This is a genomic window from Rhizobium sp. TH135 (assembly GCF_002855515.1).
Taxonomy (GTDB): domain Bacteria; phylum Pseudomonadota; class Alphaproteobacteria; order Rhizobiales; family Rhizobiaceae; genus Allorhizobium.
The window spans coordinates 231,133-246,535 of the sequence record NZ_PKRP01000003.1; the positions used below are offsets into that span (position 1 = coordinate 231,133).

The window sequence follows — 15,403 nt, forward strand, 5'->3', positions numbered from 1 at the left end:
GGGCTGAGCTCCGGCGCGCAGGGATACGCCATGAACCTTTTCGCCGATTTCGAAATCCGGATCAAAGCAGCGCTCGATGAGATCGAGGCGGTGCGCGAGAAGCGCGACAGCCTCGACTTCAGCCGCATCGTCGTTGAGCCGCCGCGTGATGCGAGCCATGGCGATGCCGCAACCAATGCCGCCATGGTGCTTGCCAAGGGCATGGGTATGAACCCGCGCGCGCTGGCCGATCTGATCGGCGAGAAGCTGAAGCAGGATGCCGATATCGCAGACGTCAACGTCGCCGGCCCGGGCTTCATCAACATCCGCCTGTCGGTCGCCTATTGGCAGCGTCTGCTGGCGGTGATGATCCGTGAGGGGATAAGTTTCGGTCGCTCAACGGTTGGCACCGGCCACAAGGTCAATGTCGAATATGTCTCGGCCAACCCGACGGGCCCGATGCATGTCGGCCATTGCCGTGGCGCCGTCGTTGGCGACACGCTCGCCAACCTGCTCGGCTTTGCCGGCTATGAGGTGACCAAGGAATATTACATCAATGACGCTGGCGCACAGATCGAGGTGCTGGCCCGTTCGGCCTTCCTGCGCTATCGCGAGGCGCTCGGCGAGGACATTGGCGAGATCCCGGCGGGTCTTTATCCGGGCGACTACCTCGTTCCGGTGGGCAAGGCGCTTGCGGACGAATACGGCACCAAGCTCTACGGCATGCCGGAAGAGGAGATGCTGGCCATCGTCAAGGAAAAGGCCATCGACGCGATGATGGCCATGATCCGCGACGATCTGGCCACGCTCAATGTCCATCACGACATCTTCTTCTCCGAGCGCACGCTGCATGCCAACAATGCGGCGAAGATCCGCACGGCGATCAACGACCTGACCTTCAAGGGCCATGTCTATCGTGGCACGCTGCCGCCGCCGAAGGGCCAGCTTCCGGAAGACTGGGAAGACCGTGAGCAGACGTTGTTCCGCTCGACCGAGGTCGGTGACGACATCGACCGTCCGCTGATGAAGTCGGATGGGTCCTACACCTATTTCGCCGCCGACGTTGCCTACTTCAAGGACAAGTTCGACCGTGGCTTCTCCGAGATGATCTATGTTCTCGGCGCTGACCACGGCGGCTATGTGAAGCGGCTGGAAGCCGTCAACCGTGCCGTATCCGAGGGGAAGTCGAAGCTCACCGTTCTGCTATGCCAGCTGGTCAAGCTTTACCGCGACGGCGAGCCGTTCAAGATGTCGAAGCGCTCGGGCGACTTCGTGACGCTGCGTGAAGTGGTCGAGGAAGTCGGCCGCGATTCGGTGCGCTTCATGATGCTTTACCGGAAGAATTCCGAGCCGCTCGACTTCGACTTTGCCAAGGTGACGGAGCAGTCGAAGGACAACCCGGTCTTCTACGTGCAGTATGCGCATGCTCGCTGCATGTCGATCATGCGCCAGGCGAAGGAAGCGTTCCCGGATCTCGAAATCGAGAAGCTCGACCTTGCCAGTGCCGTAATGGGACAGATCGAAGACCCGACGGAACTGTCGCTGGTGGCCAAGCTTGCCGAATATCCGCGGATTATCGAGGCGGCAGCACTGTCGCAGGAGCCGCATCGTCTTGCATTTTACCTGCATGATCTGGCAAGCTCGCTTCATGCTCACTGGAATAAGGGCAAGGATTCGCCCGAATTACGCTTTGTTAACGATAAACATAGAGAATTAACCATCGCCAGGCTTGGGCTGGTGCATGCTGTCGCCTCCGTGTTGAAGTCGGGACTGGCCATTACTGGCACCGAAGCTCCGGTCGAAATGCGATAGTATCGTCACCAATTCCCCACATTGCGCTGGCAGGCGTTGAGTCGCGTGAGTGAGTGGAACAGGGTATGGTACAGAAGCAGGCTGCAAACATGCGATCGCAGGGCGATGGTTTCGCGGATGATGATCCGTTGGCGGAGCTCGCCCGCATTGTCGGGTTCGATCAGCCCCTGAAGCGCGAGCCTGTGGTGATACTGCCGCAGGCGCCGGACATGGGTTCGGCCGATTTCAATCTTGAAGACGAGTTGATGCGCGAGTTCGAGGGCTATGAGGCCGCGCCTGCGCTGTCGTCCTATGCGCCTCCGCTTTCCGTGCCTGAGCCGGTGGTGTCGCGTGCTGCGCCTGTCGAGGCTTATCAGCCGCAGCAGTACCGCGAAGAGCCTCGTTTTGAGCCGGAGCCCGTGGCCTATGTTGCACCCGAACCTGCTTACGAGCCTGAGCCTTTCGAATATGCTGCGCCTGAAGTGTCCTATGAGGATGCCTATGTCGCGGATGCGGCTTTGCCTGAAGTCGATCACGATCTGCAGGTTCGCACCGAAGAGGTGTCGTTCGCGCCTGTGGCTGAGCCTGAGGTGACGTACGATCTCGCCGACGAACTCGAATTTGCCGTCGCCGACGCGGATGTCCGCCCCGAAGTGCCTGTCGCTCCCGTGCGCCCTGTTCAGCCCGAGCCGCCGCGTCTGCGTTTGCCGCTCGCCAATTTCTCTGCCCAGCCGGTTCGCCGTGCCGAGCCGGAGATTGCTGTCGAGCCGCCGCGCGCGGCCCCGGCATTTGATCTCTCGGATTTCGACGCGCCGGCTGCACCCTCCGTTTCGGTCGCGCAGTCGCCTGTCGCTCTCGACTTCGGCAAGGCGACCTTCGATTGGGCCGCGGGTCCTGTGGAGCCCATTCCGGCCTCGCAGCCGACCGCCGAAATCACCGCGCCTGCTGTGGCCGCGGCATCTGTTTCGGACGATGCCGCGTTTTCCGTCGAAGCAGAGCCGCGCTTTGCGCCCGCAGTTGCGGCGCCCGTGCAGGCTTCAAGCCCAGCAGAACGCGAAGAACCCGACTTCAACTTCGACTTCCTGAACGAGCTTGCCATTGACGAAGAGGTCGAGATCGCGCCTAAGGCTGCAGAGCCTGTGGTCCAGCGCGCCGCCCCGGCTGTTGTTGCCGATGAAGAATTCGACCCCTTCCAGGATCAGGAATTCGACCTGCAGCTCGATGATATCGAGCTCGATCTGTCTGAGCTTGATGTAGCACCTCAGAAGCCGCAGCCGCAGACCATCGCGCCGGCTGTTGCCGCAGTGCCTGTTTTTGCCGCTGCTGCCGCCTTCGCGACCCCGGTCCGTGCCGAAACTTCGGCTCCGTCGATAGCGGCATATGCCGGATCCTCCGCGCCGGCCTTTGCGCCAACCCCCTCGGTTCCTGCTTCGGCATTTTCCGCAGCGGTCACGCGCCCGGCCTCGGACGCCTATGTATCCGCGCAAGCACCGGCCCAGAGCAGCGCGCCTATCCGGCCCGTAGCGCCTGTCGAAGACAGCTTCGGCTTCGATCCTTCCGAAATTTCCGAGCAGGACGATCTTCTGGAAACTTTGAGCGGCATGGATGTGCCCGAGGTTCCGGTTGCCGACGTCCGTCCCGCCCAGCCTGCACAGCCGGATTACGACATCGATATCGATGCCGAACTGGCCACGCTGTTCGAGGAGCCTGTCGCACCGCCGCAGGCAACACCGATTGCGACGAGCCGGATTGCCGCGCCGATGGCGGCACCTGTGGCCTCTGCACCCCGCGCACAAGTTGCGCCGCTCGACGATTTCGACGCCTTCGAAAAGGCGCTGGAGGAAGATTTCCGCAGCAGCATGACATCGCAAAACGCGCTCGAGCCGGAAAGCCGTGGCCACATCACCATTGCGGGTGAAGGTCAGGGTTTCCGCTTCCGCCGTCTCAAGCCTTACCTGATGGCGGGCACTGCCGCCGTGCTCCTGCTCGCAGGCGCCGGTGGCCTTTACGCCTGGCTGGGCACGGGCGCTGTCGGCACGCTGAGCAGCGGCGAGCCGCAGGTGATCGCGGCTGACAAGTCGCCGGTGAAGATCGTGCCGGAAGATCCGGGTGGCAAGTCCGTTCCGAACCAGGACAAGGCGGTCTATGACCGGGTGGCCGGCAATGGGGTCGAAGACCCCAAGCAGCCGAGCCTGATCTCCTCGGAAGAAGAGCCTGTTGACGTGGTTCAGCGCACGCTGATCCCGGAAAACCTGCCGATGGAAGGCGAAAACGATCAGTTGGCGACCCCGGTCGGGGAGACCGAGGATCCGCGCCTTCTCCCCGATGGCCAGCCGCAGCAGGCAGCTGCCGAGGATCCGGCGACCATCACGCCGCGCAAGGTCCGCACGATGATCGTTCGTCCGGACGGCACTCTGGTCGCCCAGGAAGTCCCGGCAGAGCCGGCAGCCGCACCGGTCGAAACGGCAGCCGCGCAGCCGGCACAGACGGACGCCGGAACACCGGTTCTGGCGCCGCCGAGCGTGCCCACCGCCACTGGCGACACCGTCCGGACCGTCGATACACGCGTGGTCACCCCGGGTGGCCCGGCTGAAGCGACCACTCCGGCTGCCGCACCTGCCGCAACGGCAACCGCTGCGACCGAAGTGGCGGCGGCAACACCGGCGACCACCGAAGCTCAGACTGTGGCCGAGGTGATCGCAACGCCGGCTGCCGCCGATCCGACCGCTCCACGCGCCCCGATCCCGACCACCCGCCCTGCGGATCAGCCGGTCAATGTCGTGGGCACCGTGACCGATCAGGGCAATCTGCGCCCGGCCGAGCCGGCAGCCACTGCACCTGCTGAGCAGGCTCAGGCGCCGGCTGAAGTGGCCGCCGCGTCGCCCGCTGCTGCTGCACCGGCAACGGCTGCACCTGCCGGAAGCTACGGGATCCAGATTGCCTCGCTGCCGTCTGAAGCCGATGCGCAGAAGAGCTATCGCAACCTGTCTTCGAAGTTCGGCAACGTGCTGGGCGGCAAGCCCTGGGAAATTCGCCAGGCGGATATTCCCGGCAAGGGCACCTTCTACCGGGTGCGCGTCGTTGCAGGCTCCAAGGATGCAGCCGTCGCTCTCTGCGAACAGTACCGCTCTGCCGGCGGCAGCTGCCTCGTCTCGCGCTGATCTGGCTTGATGTCTGACGTTTCGAGAGGCGGAACCGCGTGTTCCGCCTCTTTTCTTGTGTATGAGGGGCTGCAGCTCGCGCCCGGTCCCTTCGGCTTTTTCATCCCCACCGATATGGTCTCCCTATGACAGCACAATCCCGTCCCGCCAAAGCCATGATCCTCGGTTGCCTCGGCCAGCGCTTGAGCGCTGATGAGAAGGCATTCTATCGCGATGAACAGCCCTGGGGTTTCATCCTCTTTGGCCGGAACATCGGTGAGGCTGAGCAGGTCAAGGATTTGGTCGCGGAAATGCGCGAGACGGTCGGCGGCGGTGCCGAAGTTCCGGTCCTGATAGATCAGGAAGGCGGGCGCGTGCAGCGCATCCGTGAACCGATCGCACCGCGTTATCCCTCAGGCGCGGATCTCGGCGCACTCTATGACCGTGACGCGGAGAAGGGGCTGCGCGCCGCCTGGCTCATGTCACGCCTGCACGCCTTCGATCTCTATCGCCTCGGCATCAATGTCGACTGCCTGCCGGTCCTGGACGTGCCGATCGAGGGCGCATCGAACGTCATCGGCAACCGCGCCTATTCAAACGATCCGTATGTGGTTGCGAAGATGGGGCAAGCGGCAGCCGATGGTCTGAAGGCCGGCGGCGTGTTGCCCGTCATGAAACACATGCCGGGCCATGGTCGAGGCATGGCCGACAGCCACCATGAATTGCCCGTCGTGACCGTCCCGCGCGCTGAGCTCGAGGCGCATGACTTCGTGCCCTTCAAGGCGCTGGCGCATGAGCTGATGGGCATGAGCTGCCATGTCGTGTATACGGACATCGACCCAGATCATCCGGCCTCGACCTCGCGCATCGTCACCGAGGAGGTCGTGCGCAAGGCGATCGGCTTCGAGGGACTGCTGATGTCCGACGATATCTCGATGAATGCGCTGGAAGGGACGATCGGCGAACGCGCGGTTCGGATTGCCGCGACACTCGACGTTGTCCTGCATTGCCATGGCCATATGGACGAGATGAAGGCCGTCGCCGCTGCTGTCTCGGAACTCTCCGGTCGCGCCCGTGAGCGGGCGGATGCCGTCGAGGCGGCATTTGCCGGCCCAGATGCGTCCGACGAGCAGGCACTTCGCGACGAATTCGCCAACCTGATGGCGGTGGCCTGATGGTGCGTGGCCCCGTCCAGCCGACGATCGTCAACCGGCCCTCGCAAGGGGAAACGCCGGCGCCGACGCCGATGGACAGCTTGTGGCAGGACACAGCCGAAGACAGGGCCGCGAGTGATCCGGCTTTGTTGATTGACGTGGCCGGTTTCGAAGGGCCGCTCGATCTCCTGCTTTTCCTGGCGCGCAACCAGAAGGTCGATCTCGCCCGCATTTCCGTGCTGGCGCTCGCCGAACAATATCTGCTCTTCATCGACAGCGCCCGGCGGATCCGCATCGAACTCGCGGCCGACTATCTCGTCATGGCCGCCTGGCTCGCCTATCTGAAGTCGCGCCTGCTGATCCCGCAGCAGGCGAAGGACGACGGTCCCTCCGGTGAGGAGATGGCGCAGACGCTCGCTTTCCGCCTGAAGCGGCTGGAAGCCATGCGCGAGGCGGCGACCCGGCTCATCAATCGCAACCGGCTCGGCCGTGACGTGCATCCCCGCGGGATGCCGGAGCATGTGCCTTCGCGTGCCACCAGCGCCTATGAGGCGTCGCTCTACGATCTGCTCACTGCATATGCGCTAATTCGCCAGCGCCAGGCGGTTATGCAGGTGACGATAGAGAGGCGAAGGGTCTGGTCGCTGTCGGATGCGCGCGGCATCCTGACCCGGATGATCGGCGAGATCTCCGACTGGACCGCGCTCGACCATTTCCTGCTGCGCTATCTGCCGAGCCCCGAGGATCGGGTGACGGCGATCGCGAGTTCCTTTGCAGCCTCCCTCGAACTCGTCCGCGAAGGCCGCCTCGAAATCCGCCAGGACGGTGCCTTCCAACCAATCTACATGCGCAGCGGCCCAAAGGCCGAAGCTTTGAAATCGGTGGAGTGAGACGGATATGGCCGATGTCGATGATCTCGAGCCGGAAGACGGTGTGGATGCGGAGGAGGGCGGTCACTCCGCATCCCTGCGTGCCGAACTCGACCGGCGCGAGGCGCTGAGGATCGCCGAGGCTTTGGTCTTCGCCTCTGCTCAGCCGGTCTCAACCGCCTTCATCGAAGAACGTCTGCCGCGCGGCATTATTGCCACCGAGGTCCTGCACCAGTTGAAGGAGGAGTATGCCGGGCGCGGCGTAAACCTCGTGCAGGTCGACGACCATTGGGCCTTCCGCACGGCAGCCGACCTCTCCTTTGCGATCCGCAATGATGAGGCCGAGGTCAAGAAGCTCTCGCGCGCCGCCCTCGAAGTTCTGGCGATCATCGCCTATCACCAGCCGGTGACGCGCGCCGAGATCGAGGACATCAGAGGCGTGCAGACCTCCAAGGGTACGCTCGACGTGCTGATGGAGGCGGGCTGGGTCCGCTTTCGCGGGCGCCGGCGCTCGCCCGGCCGCCCGGTGACCCTCGGCACAACCCGCGATTTCCTCGACCATTTCGGGCTCGAAGAGCTGCGCGACCTGCCCGGTCTCGAAGAGTTGAAGGGGGCAGGGCTGCTCTCTGGCCGGATCCCGGCAAACTTTAACATTCCCATTCCCATGGGCCATGACGATCTGACCGATGAGGAAGATCCGATTACCCAGCTCGATCTCGAAGAGCTCGGCCTCTTGACTCCGGGCGGTGAAGCAGAGGAATAGGGTCAGCTTTTTCAACGGTGACCGGTGATGCCGGGCTCGTTTGCGGTGCAGATGACCGCGACGATCCGGCCTGAGCCGCGCGGACGGCAGAATGAACCCAGCGAAGACCCAGCATGGAGACGGCCAGCGCACGGCGGGCGTGACCTTTGCCGCGCGTCTGACGTTTGAGGACATACATCACCGCTATCACGGCAAGGATACGATCCGTGGCCTGTCGCTGACGGCGGAGCCGGGTGAGGTGCTATGCCTGCTAGGCCCGTCTGGATCAGGCAAGACGACACTGCTGAGGATTGCCGCCGGCATCGAGGCCCAGGCGTCCGGGCGTGTCGTGATCAATGATCGCGAAGTCGCAGGCCCCTCGACCTTCCTGCCGCCGGAGAAGCGCGGCATCGGCCTGATGTTCCAGGACTTCGCGCTGTTTCCCCATATGTGCGTCCTCGACAATGTCCGCTTCGGCCTGACGGCGCTTCCCCGCAAGGATGCGGTGGCAGAGGCCATGGCCGCCCTGGAGCGCGTTGGTCTTGCCCACTACGCGGACAAATTCCCGCATGCACTGTCGGGCGGCGAACAGCAGCGTGTGGCACTCGCGCGAGCGCTTGCACCGCGCCCCAGCGTCCTTCTGATGGACGAGCCGTTTTCCGGGCTCGACTCGCGTCTCAAAGACACGGTGCGGGCTGACACGCTCGCAATTCTTCGTGAGACGCGCGCGACCGCTGTTGTCGTCACCCACGATGCCGAAGAGGCCATGCGCATGGCCGACCGCATCGCGCTGCTGCGAAATGGGCGCCTGGTGCAGGTCGGAACCTCGGATGACCTTTACCGTCGCCCGAAGGATATCTTCGCAGCCGCTTTCTTCTCCGAAATCAATGAATTCTCAGGCCGCGTTCGTGGTGGACAGGTCGAGACGCCACTGGGAGCAGCTGATTCCGGCGGGATCGCCGAAGGGGCGGAGGTCGAGGTGGCCGTGCGCCTCTCCGGCGTCTCGGTGCGTCAAAGCGGTGGCAGCATTCCCGCCCGCATCATTGCGCGCCGTTTCCTCGGCGTGGTCGAATTGCTCGATCTTGCCGTCCCCGGGACGGAGCGCCCCGTCCGCGCCCGCATCAGGGCCGATATCTTGTCGCCGGGTGTGCGTGACGTCACGATTGCGGTTGAGCCTAAAGACATTTTGGTGTTTGAAAAGACACCGGAAAGCCCCTACATCGGGGAAACGCAAATCTAAGGAGTGGCAGGCATGGGTTCGTTTAGCATTTGGCACTGGATCATCGTTCTGGCGATTGTCCTGCTTCTCTTCGGTCGCGGCAAGATCCCGGAACTGATGGGTGACGTTGCCAAGGGCATCAAGAGCTTCAAGAAGGGCATCAGCGAAGAGGACGAGAGCGAAAAGCAGACCGCCTCCAACGCACAGCCCACCGTGACGAAGACGGTCGACCACAAGGCCGACGAGGTAAAGTGATCGGCTTTCGCCGATTGGACGGGCGGCTCTTCGGGCTGCCCGTTCTTCGTTGAAATCTTGGAAGACCGGCGCCCGTCTTGAGGCGCCATGGCGTGGCATCAGGAGCCCGTTTGCATGCTGGATATAGGCTGGACCGAGCTGTTGGTGATTGCGGTCATCCTGATCGTCGTGGTGGGCCCCAAGGATCTGCCGCCGATGATCCGGGCCTTCGGCAAGATGACGAAACGCCTTCGCCAGACGGCGGGCGAGTTCCGCGCCCAGTTCGATGAAGCGTTGCGCGAGGCCGAACTCGACGACCTGAAGAACTCGGTCAACGATATCCGTTCGCTCAATCCCGCCAACACGATCCGCGAAACGCTCAATCCGCTCCGCCAGATGGGGCAAGAGATCAAATCGGATCTGGAGCGTTCCACGCGCCCCAACGGCAAGCTGGCTCCGCTCGACGATGGCTATGAGGAGAACTCGATTCTCCCCGATGTGCCGCTTGGCCTCGGTGAGCCACCGGAAGAATTGAAGCCTTTGGCTCAGCAGCCGGTCGCTCCGGCAGCGACCGCTGCGGCAACTGCTCCAGCAGCCGCATCGGTAATGCCAACCGCGCCTGCCACCTCCGCCCCGGCTGCGATCACGCCACTTGCGGTCGAGACGAAACCTGTGAAGCGCAAGACTGCTGCCAAGGCTGATACCCCGGTGAAGGCATCTTCGAAATCAGCAAAGCCGGCGCCTGTCGCTGCCGCTGCGCCTGTGGCGGCCGCACCGAAAAAATCCAAACCTGTTGTGGCCAAGACGGCAGCCGCCAAGCCGGCCCCGTCCGAGACGGCCGTTGCCAAACCGGCACCCAAGGCTCGCAAGCCCAAGAGTGAGGACCGCGCATGAGCGGCGACATGGACGACAAGCCCCAGCCGTTGATCGAGCATCTGATCGAACTGCGTTCGCGACTGATCTGGGCACTCGGCGCCTTCTTCGTCGCCTTCTTGGTCTGCTTCTACTTCGCCAAGCAGCTCTTCAACCTGCTGGTCGTCCCTTACAAGTGGGCCGTATCCTGGGCCGGTCTTGACGTCGCAAAGACAGAGCTGATCTACACCGCGCCGCAGGAATTCTTCTTCACCCAGGTGAAGGTCGCTGCCTTCTGCGCCATGGTCATCGCCTTTCCGGTGATCGCCTCGCAGGTCTACAAGTTCGTGGCGCCAGGTCTCTACAAGAACGAGCGCGCAGCCTTCCTGCCGTTCCTGGTCGCGTCCCCGATCCTCTTCCTGCTCGGCGCTTCCCTGGTCTATTTCGTTTTCACGCCGATGGTGATGTGGTTCTTCCTCGCCATGCAGCAGGCGCCTGAAGAGGGCGGCGTCGCGATCTCGCTTCTGCCGCGCGTCTCGGAATATCTAGGGTTGATCATGACCCTGATCTTCTCCTTCGGCCTCGTCTTCCAGCTGCCTGTCGTGACCAGCCTCTTGGTGCGGGTCGGCATTCTGGAAAGCCAGTGGCTGGCCGACAAGCGCAAGTATTTCATCGTCGTTGCCTTCGTCATCGCCGCCATTGTGACGCCGCCGGATCCGCTGTCCCAGATCGGTCTTGCACTGCCGACGATCCTTCTCTACGAGGTTGCGATCTATGCGGCGCGACTCATCGAGAAGAAGCGCGCTGCCACGGAACTCGCCGAGGCCGGCTCTGCGGAGCAAGCCTGAGACGATCCGGGCAGTCCCGCCGCAGCCAACCCATTGAGACATGGGGCCGGACATGGCCGCCGGCCACTCCGCTCCCGGTCGAAGCTGAAGACCTGGAACGACGATGCTCGATATCAAGTGGATCCGTGAAAACCCCGAAGCCCTGGATGCGGCGCTTGCCAAGCGCGGCGCCGAGCCGCTGTCTGCCGCGCTGATCGCGCTCGACCAGAAGCGCCGCTCTGTCGCCCAGGCAATGCAGGACATGCAGTCGCGCCGCAACTCGGCCTCCAAGGAAATCGGCGCCGCCATGGCGCAGAAGAACATGGAGCTCGCCGAGAAGCTGAAGGCCGAGGTTGCCTCGCTCAAGGACACGCTGCCGGCGGCCGAAGAAGAGGAGCGCCAGCTCACTGCTGAGCTCAACGACGCCCTGTCGCGCATCCCGAACATTCCCCATGACGACGTGCCGGTGGGCAAGGACGAGCACGACAACGTCGTCGCCCGCGTCGTCGGTGAAAAGCCGACCTGGAACCACAAGCCGCTCGAGCACTACGAGATCGGCGAGAACCTCGGCTACATGGATTTCGAGCGCGCCGCCAAACTCTCGGGCGCCCGCTTCACGGTCCTGACGAGCCACCTCGCTCGGCTTGAGCGTGCGCTCGGTCAGTTTATGCTCGATCTGCACACGCGCGAACACGGCTATACCGAAGTGTCCTCGCCGCTGATGGTGCGCGACGATGCCATGTATGGCACCGGCCAGCTGCCGAAATTCGCCGAAGACCTGTTCAAGACGACCGACGGCCGCTGGCTGATCCCGACGGCGGAGGTCACCCTGACCAACCTCGTCTCGGGCGAAATCCTTGACCAGGAAAAGCTGCCGCTCCGCTTCACAGCGCTCACCCCGTCCTTCCGCTCGGAAGCCGGCTCTGCCGGTCGCGACACGCGCGGCATGCTGCGCCAGCACCAGTTCTGGAAGTGCGAGCTCGTCTCGATCACCGATGCCGAGAGCTCGTTGGCCGAACATGAGCGCATGACGGCCTGTGCCGAAGAGGTGCTGAAGCGCCTTGGCCTGCATTTCCGCACCATGACGCTCTGCACCGGTGACATGGGCTTTGGCGCGCGCAAGACCTATGACCTTGAGGTCTGGTTGCCGGGTCAGAACACCTATCGCGAAATCTCGTCCTGCTCGGTCTGCGGCGATTTCCAGGGGCGTCGCATGAATGCCCGCTACCGCAACAAGGATGGCAAGGGCACGACCTTCGTGCACACGCTGAACGGCTCGGGCACGGCCGTCGGTCGCTGCCTGATCGCGGTCATGGAAAACTATCTGAACGAGGACGGCTCGATCACCGTGCCGGACGTGCTTCTGCCCTACATGGGCGGCATCAAGAGAATCGAGAAGGCGGCCTGATCACGCCGCGACCGGAGTGACCATGCGCATCCTGCTGACGAATGACGACGGTATCCACGCTACGGGCCTCGGCGCCCTGGAGCGGATCGCCCGCAGCCTCTCCGATGATGTCTGGATCGTGGCGCCCGAGACCGACCAGAGCGGCCTGGCCCATTCGTTGACGCTTTCGGAGCCCTTGCGGCTGCGGGAGCTCGGAGATCAGAAGTTCGCCCTGCGCGGCACGCCGACCGATTGCGTCATCATGGCGATCCGCAAGGTGCTCGACCGCAAGCCGGATCTGGTCTTGTCGGGTGTCAATGCCGGCGCCAACCTCGCTGACGACGTCACCTATTCCGGAACGGTTGCCGGCGCGATCGAAGGCACGGTTCACGGCATCCGCTCCTTTGCGCTGAGTCAGGCTTATAGCTACGAGGCCGGTGCGCCGATCCCGTGGCATGTTGCCGAGGCGCTGGCGCCCGACCTTCTGAAGAAGCTGTCGACCGTGGATCTGCCACCCGGCACCTTCCTCAACCTCAACTTCCCCAATTGCGAACCGGAGGAAGTTCAGGGCATCGACGTCACGTCGCAGGGCAAGCTGGACTTCGGCCTCTCGGTCGAGGAGCGCCAGGACGGGCGGGGGCTTCCCTATTTCTGGCTCCGCTTCGGTGACCGCAAGGGCAATTTCCGCGCCGGCACCGACATTCACGCGCTGCGCGAGAAGAAGATTTCGGTGACGCCGCTGAAGCTCGACATGACGGATTACGCGGTGCAGGATCTGGTTGCCCAGGCGCTCGCTGCGGGAGACGAAGCGTGAGATCAGCTCTTGTCGAGCGCGAAGGTTTTGCCGCACTCGTTCTCAGACTGCGGGCGGAAGGCATCACCAATCTCGACCTGTTGACGGCTGTCGAACAGACACCACGCTCGGTTTTCGTCCCGCCGGAATTTGCGCAGAGCGCCTATTCGAGCCGCTCGATCCCGATCGACTGCGGTCAGTTCATGGAAGGTGCTGATCTCGCGGTCCGGCTTTTGGCCCAGCTTCAGGTGAAGCCCGGTCACCGCGTCCTCGAGGTCGGCACGGGCAGCGGCTTCGTCACGGCTATCCTGGGGCGACTCGCGGAGCGGGTGATCTCCATCGAGCGTTACAAGACGCTGATCGCCAGTGCCCAGCGCCGCCTGGAGCAGCTCTCGATCCGCAATGTGATCCTGCGCCAGCTGGATGGTCTGAATGGATTGCCGGGCGAGGGGACCTTCGACCGCATTGTCTCGACCGCCGCTTACCCCGTCATGCCGCGCTTCTACGCCGAGCAGCTCGTCTCCGGTGGCATGTTGCTCGTGCCGCTGATGGTGGAGGAAGAGCGCTGCATCATGGTCCGGCTGACCAAGACGGGCAGCCGTTTCGAGCGCGAAGACCTGTTCGAAGTGCCCTTCCTGCCTCTGCAGCCGAAGATTGCCCAGCACCTGTAAGGTCGATGTTTAACACCTGTCCGGTGTGTCCGTATGGCCTGCGGACAAGCCGCTTTTCTGCATCATTCATATGCGCATGGTCGAATTCGTTCACAATGAATCCACGGGGTTAACTGACCGGTAATACTAACGCGCTTTAATGATCCCACATCAAGTTGAGTCATATGTGGGTCGAGTCATGCGTAAAAGTGTATCGCCGAAAGCTGGATTGCCCGTCGCTCGTTTGTGCGGTGCGCTGCTCCTGGCCGGTACTGCAGCCGGTTGCAGTTCGGATGCCTCGCGGTTCAGCTCGGTCTTCTCTACGGACAGTCTGACGACTGCGTCCATTCCCCGACAGTCCGCCATGCGTGGCCAGCCGCCCGTTCCCGCCGAGAGCATCGGCAATGGGGGTGGCATGTATGGTCAGAACCAGGCAATGGCCCAGCCGATGCCGGCAGCGCCAGCTTATGAACAGCCGGTCTCGGCGCGTGCGGCGAGCACGCCGGCTTCCGTCCAGCGCTCGGAACTCGCTGCGCCCTCGGGCATGGCCCAGGCTCCGGTCTCCAACAACAATTCCGAACGCGCCGCAGCGCTGTCGCAGCCTTTCCCGTCTGCACCCCAGCAGGGCGAGCAGATGGCATCCGCCAATCCAGGCCAGGTTCTTGCCGAGCCGACCACGACAGGCTCCACGCCGAAGCAGGGCGGTTGGTCGACGACCGGTGCTGCCCGCGTGACGCTGCGTCCGGGCGAAACCATCGCGACGCTTGCCGATCGTTACGGCGTGCCGCAGAAGGAACTGCTCAAGGCCAACGGCCTGACCCATGCATCGGATGCGGCACCTGGCCAGCTGGTCATCATCCCGACCTTCGGCGGTCCGAATTCCGCCCGTGCCGCTGCAAACGCCTCCGGTCTGCCGACCGACGGCCGCAAGCCGGTCCTGCCGGGTGATCAGCAGCAGAACGTTGCGGTTCTGCCGAGTGCACCGAATTCCCGTGAGAAGCAGCAGGTCTCCGCTTCGGCCGCAACCGGCAAGTCGACCGCAGGCGCTGGCGAAGGCGCTGGGTCCTACATCGTGAAGCCCGGCGATTCGCTCGCTCGCATCGCCAAGGCGAACGGTGTCTCTGTCGACGATCTGAAAAAGGCAAACGGTCTGACGACCGGCAATATCCGGATTGGCCAGGCACTCGCGGTTCCCGCAAAGGGCACATCGGCTGCGACGGTTGCCAAGGCGCCTGCTGCGGCCGCAGACCCGGTACAGACCGCATCGGTTCCGGCCGCCGGCCAGCCGGCTGAATACAAGGCGCCTGCCGCCAACAAGTCGGTGACGGAAGTGGCCGCCGCCAAGCCAGAATCGGCTGCACCCGAAATGACGGGCATCGGCAAGTATCGCTGGCCGGCCCGCGGCGCCGTCATCGCCAACTTCGGCGCCAATATCGACGGCAAGCGCAGCGATGGCATCGCGATCTCGGTTCCGCAGGGCACGCCGATCAAGGCCGCTGAAAACGGCGTCGTCATCTATGCCGGCAACGGCCTCAAGGAACTCGGCAACACGGTTCTCGTCCGCCACGACGATGGCAAGGTCACCGTCTACGGCCATGCCGACAGCCTGTCCGTCCAGCGTGGCCAGAAGGTCCAGCGCGGCCAGACGATCGCCACATCCGGCATGACCGGCAACGTCAAGCGACCCATGCTGCACTTCGAAGTCCGCAAGGATGCAGCACCGGTCAACCCCATCACTTTCCTGGAATAGAGTATTGCGTACCAGG

13 protein-coding genes are annotated in these 15,403 nt (G+C 63.5%); all 13 read left to right on the forward strand.

Going from position 1 to position 15,403, the window contains the following annotated elements; translation table 11 throughout:
* Positions 1-30 precede the first annotated feature (30 nt).
* Complete coding sequence (argS, locus tag C0V73_RS10035; protein WP_102019863.1) at positions 31-1,791, forward strand: arginine--tRNA ligase; 1,761 nt, start codon at positions 31-33, stop codon at positions 1,789-1,791.
* A gap of 65 nt (positions 1,792-1,856) precedes the next feature.
* On the forward strand, positions 1,857-4,931 hold the full coding sequence (locus C0V73_RS10040) for an SPOR domain-containing protein (RefSeq protein WP_102019864.1): 3,075 nt from the start codon (positions 1,857-1,859) through the stop codon (positions 4,929-4,931).
* Positions 4,932-5,056: 125 nt separating this feature from the next.
* Complete coding sequence (gene nagZ, locus C0V73_RS10045; RefSeq protein WP_102019865.1) at positions 5,057-6,085, forward strand: beta-N-acetylhexosaminidase; 1,029 nt, start codon at positions 5,057-5,059, stop codon at positions 6,083-6,085.
* Positions 6,086-6,156: 71 nt separating this feature from the next.
* Positions 6,157-6,954, forward strand: a complete 798-nt coding sequence (locus C0V73_RS10050; RefSeq protein ID WP_102020341.1) for a ScpA family protein — start codon at positions 6,157-6,159, stop codon at positions 6,952-6,954.
* Positions 6,955-6,961: 7 nt separating this feature from the next.
* Complete coding sequence (gene scpB / locus C0V73_RS10055) at positions 6,962-7,696, forward strand: SMC-Scp complex subunit ScpB (protein WP_102019866.1); 735 nt, start codon at positions 6,962-6,964, stop codon at positions 7,694-7,696.
* Positions 7,697-7,787: 91 nt separating this feature from the next.
* Positions 7,788-8,915: an ABC transporter ATP-binding protein gene (locus tag C0V73_RS10060; protein ID WP_102019867.1), complete on the forward strand. Its 1,128-nt coding sequence runs from the start codon at positions 7,788-7,790 to the stop codon at positions 8,913-8,915.
* 12 nt (positions 8,916-8,927) lie between these two features.
* Positions 8,928-9,149: a twin-arginine translocase TatA/TatE family subunit gene (locus C0V73_RS10065; RefSeq protein WP_054150147.1), complete on the forward strand. Its 222-nt coding sequence runs from the start codon at positions 8,928-8,930 to the stop codon at positions 9,147-9,149.
* Between the two features lie 114 nt (positions 9,150-9,263).
* Positions 9,264-10,022, forward strand: a complete 759-nt coding sequence (gene tatB / locus C0V73_RS10070; RefSeq protein ID WP_102019868.1) for a Sec-independent protein translocase protein TatB — start codon at positions 9,264-9,266, stop codon at positions 10,020-10,022.
* Positions 10,019-10,828: a twin-arginine translocase subunit TatC gene (tatC, locus tag C0V73_RS10075; RefSeq protein WP_102019869.1), complete on the forward strand. Its 810-nt coding sequence runs from the start codon at positions 10,019-10,021 to the stop codon at positions 10,826-10,828. The genes tatB and tatC overlap by 4 nt, the downstream gene beginning before the upstream one ends.
* 103 nt (positions 10,829-10,931) lie before the next feature.
* Positions 10,932-12,215: a serine--tRNA ligase gene (gene serS, locus C0V73_RS10080; protein WP_102019870.1), complete on the forward strand. Its 1,284-nt coding sequence runs from the start codon at positions 10,932-10,934 to the stop codon at positions 12,213-12,215.
* A 22-nt stretch (positions 12,216-12,237) separates the two neighbouring features.
* The gene (gene surE, locus C0V73_RS10085) at positions 12,238-13,008 is read left to right on the forward strand and encodes a 5'/3'-nucleotidase SurE (protein WP_102019871.1); all 771 of its coding nucleotides are present in this window, start codon (positions 12,238-12,240) and stop codon (positions 13,006-13,008) included.
* A complete protein-coding gene (locus C0V73_RS10090; protein WP_102019872.1) occupies positions 13,005-13,658 on the forward strand; it encodes a protein-L-isoaspartate(D-aspartate) O-methyltransferase in 654 nt (217 codons plus the stop codon). Before surE ends, C0V73_RS10090 begins: the two co-directional genes overlap by 4 nt.
* Positions 13,659-13,836: 178 nt before the next feature.
* Positions 13,837-15,387, forward strand: coding sequence for a peptidoglycan DD-metalloendopeptidase family protein (locus C0V73_RS10095; protein ID WP_102019873.1), 1,551 nt, complete (start codon positions 13,837-13,839; stop codon positions 15,385-15,387).
* Positions 15,388-15,403 lie beyond the last annotated feature (16 nt).

Coding starts and splice junctions, on each gene's coding strand:
- tatB (WP_102019868.1), top strand. CDS start 9,264: ATGCTGGATATAGGCTGGACCGAGCTGTTGGTGATTGCGGTCATCCTG.
- tatC (WP_102019869.1), top strand. CDS start 10,019: ATGAGCGGCGACATGGACGACAAGCCCCAGCCGTTGATCGAGCATCTG.
- C0V73_RS10050 (WP_102020341.1), top strand. CDS start 6,157: ATGGACAGCTTGTGGCAGGACACAGCCGAAGACAGGGCCGCGAGTGAT.
- scpB (WP_102019866.1), top strand. CDS start 6,962: ATGGCCGATGTCGATGATCTCGAGCCGGAAGACGGTGTGGATGCGGAG.
- serS (WP_102019870.1), top strand. CDS start 10,932: ATGCTCGATATCAAGTGGATCCGTGAAAACCCCGAAGCCCTGGATGCG.
- argS (WP_102019863.1), top strand. CDS start 31: ATGAACCTTTTCGCCGATTTCGAAATCCGGATCAAAGCAGCGCTCGAT.
- surE (WP_102019871.1), top strand. CDS start 12,238: ATGCGCATCCTGCTGACGAATGACGACGGTATCCACGCTACGGGCCTC.
- C0V73_RS10065 (WP_054150147.1), top strand. CDS start 8,928: ATGGGTTCGTTTAGCATTTGGCACTGGATCATCGTTCTGGCGATTGTC.
- C0V73_RS10095 (WP_102019873.1), top strand. CDS start 13,837: ATGCGTAAAAGTGTATCGCCGAAAGCTGGATTGCCCGTCGCTCGTTTG.
- C0V73_RS10060 (WP_102019867.1), top strand. CDS start 7,788: ATGAACCCAGCGAAGACCCAGCATGGAGACGGCCAGCGCACGGCGGGC.
- C0V73_RS10040 (WP_102019864.1), top strand. CDS start 1,857: ATGGTACAGAAGCAGGCTGCAAACATGCGATCGCAGGGCGATGGTTTC.
- nagZ (WP_102019865.1), top strand. CDS start 5,057: ATGACAGCACAATCCCGTCCCGCCAAAGCCATGATCCTCGGTTGCCTC.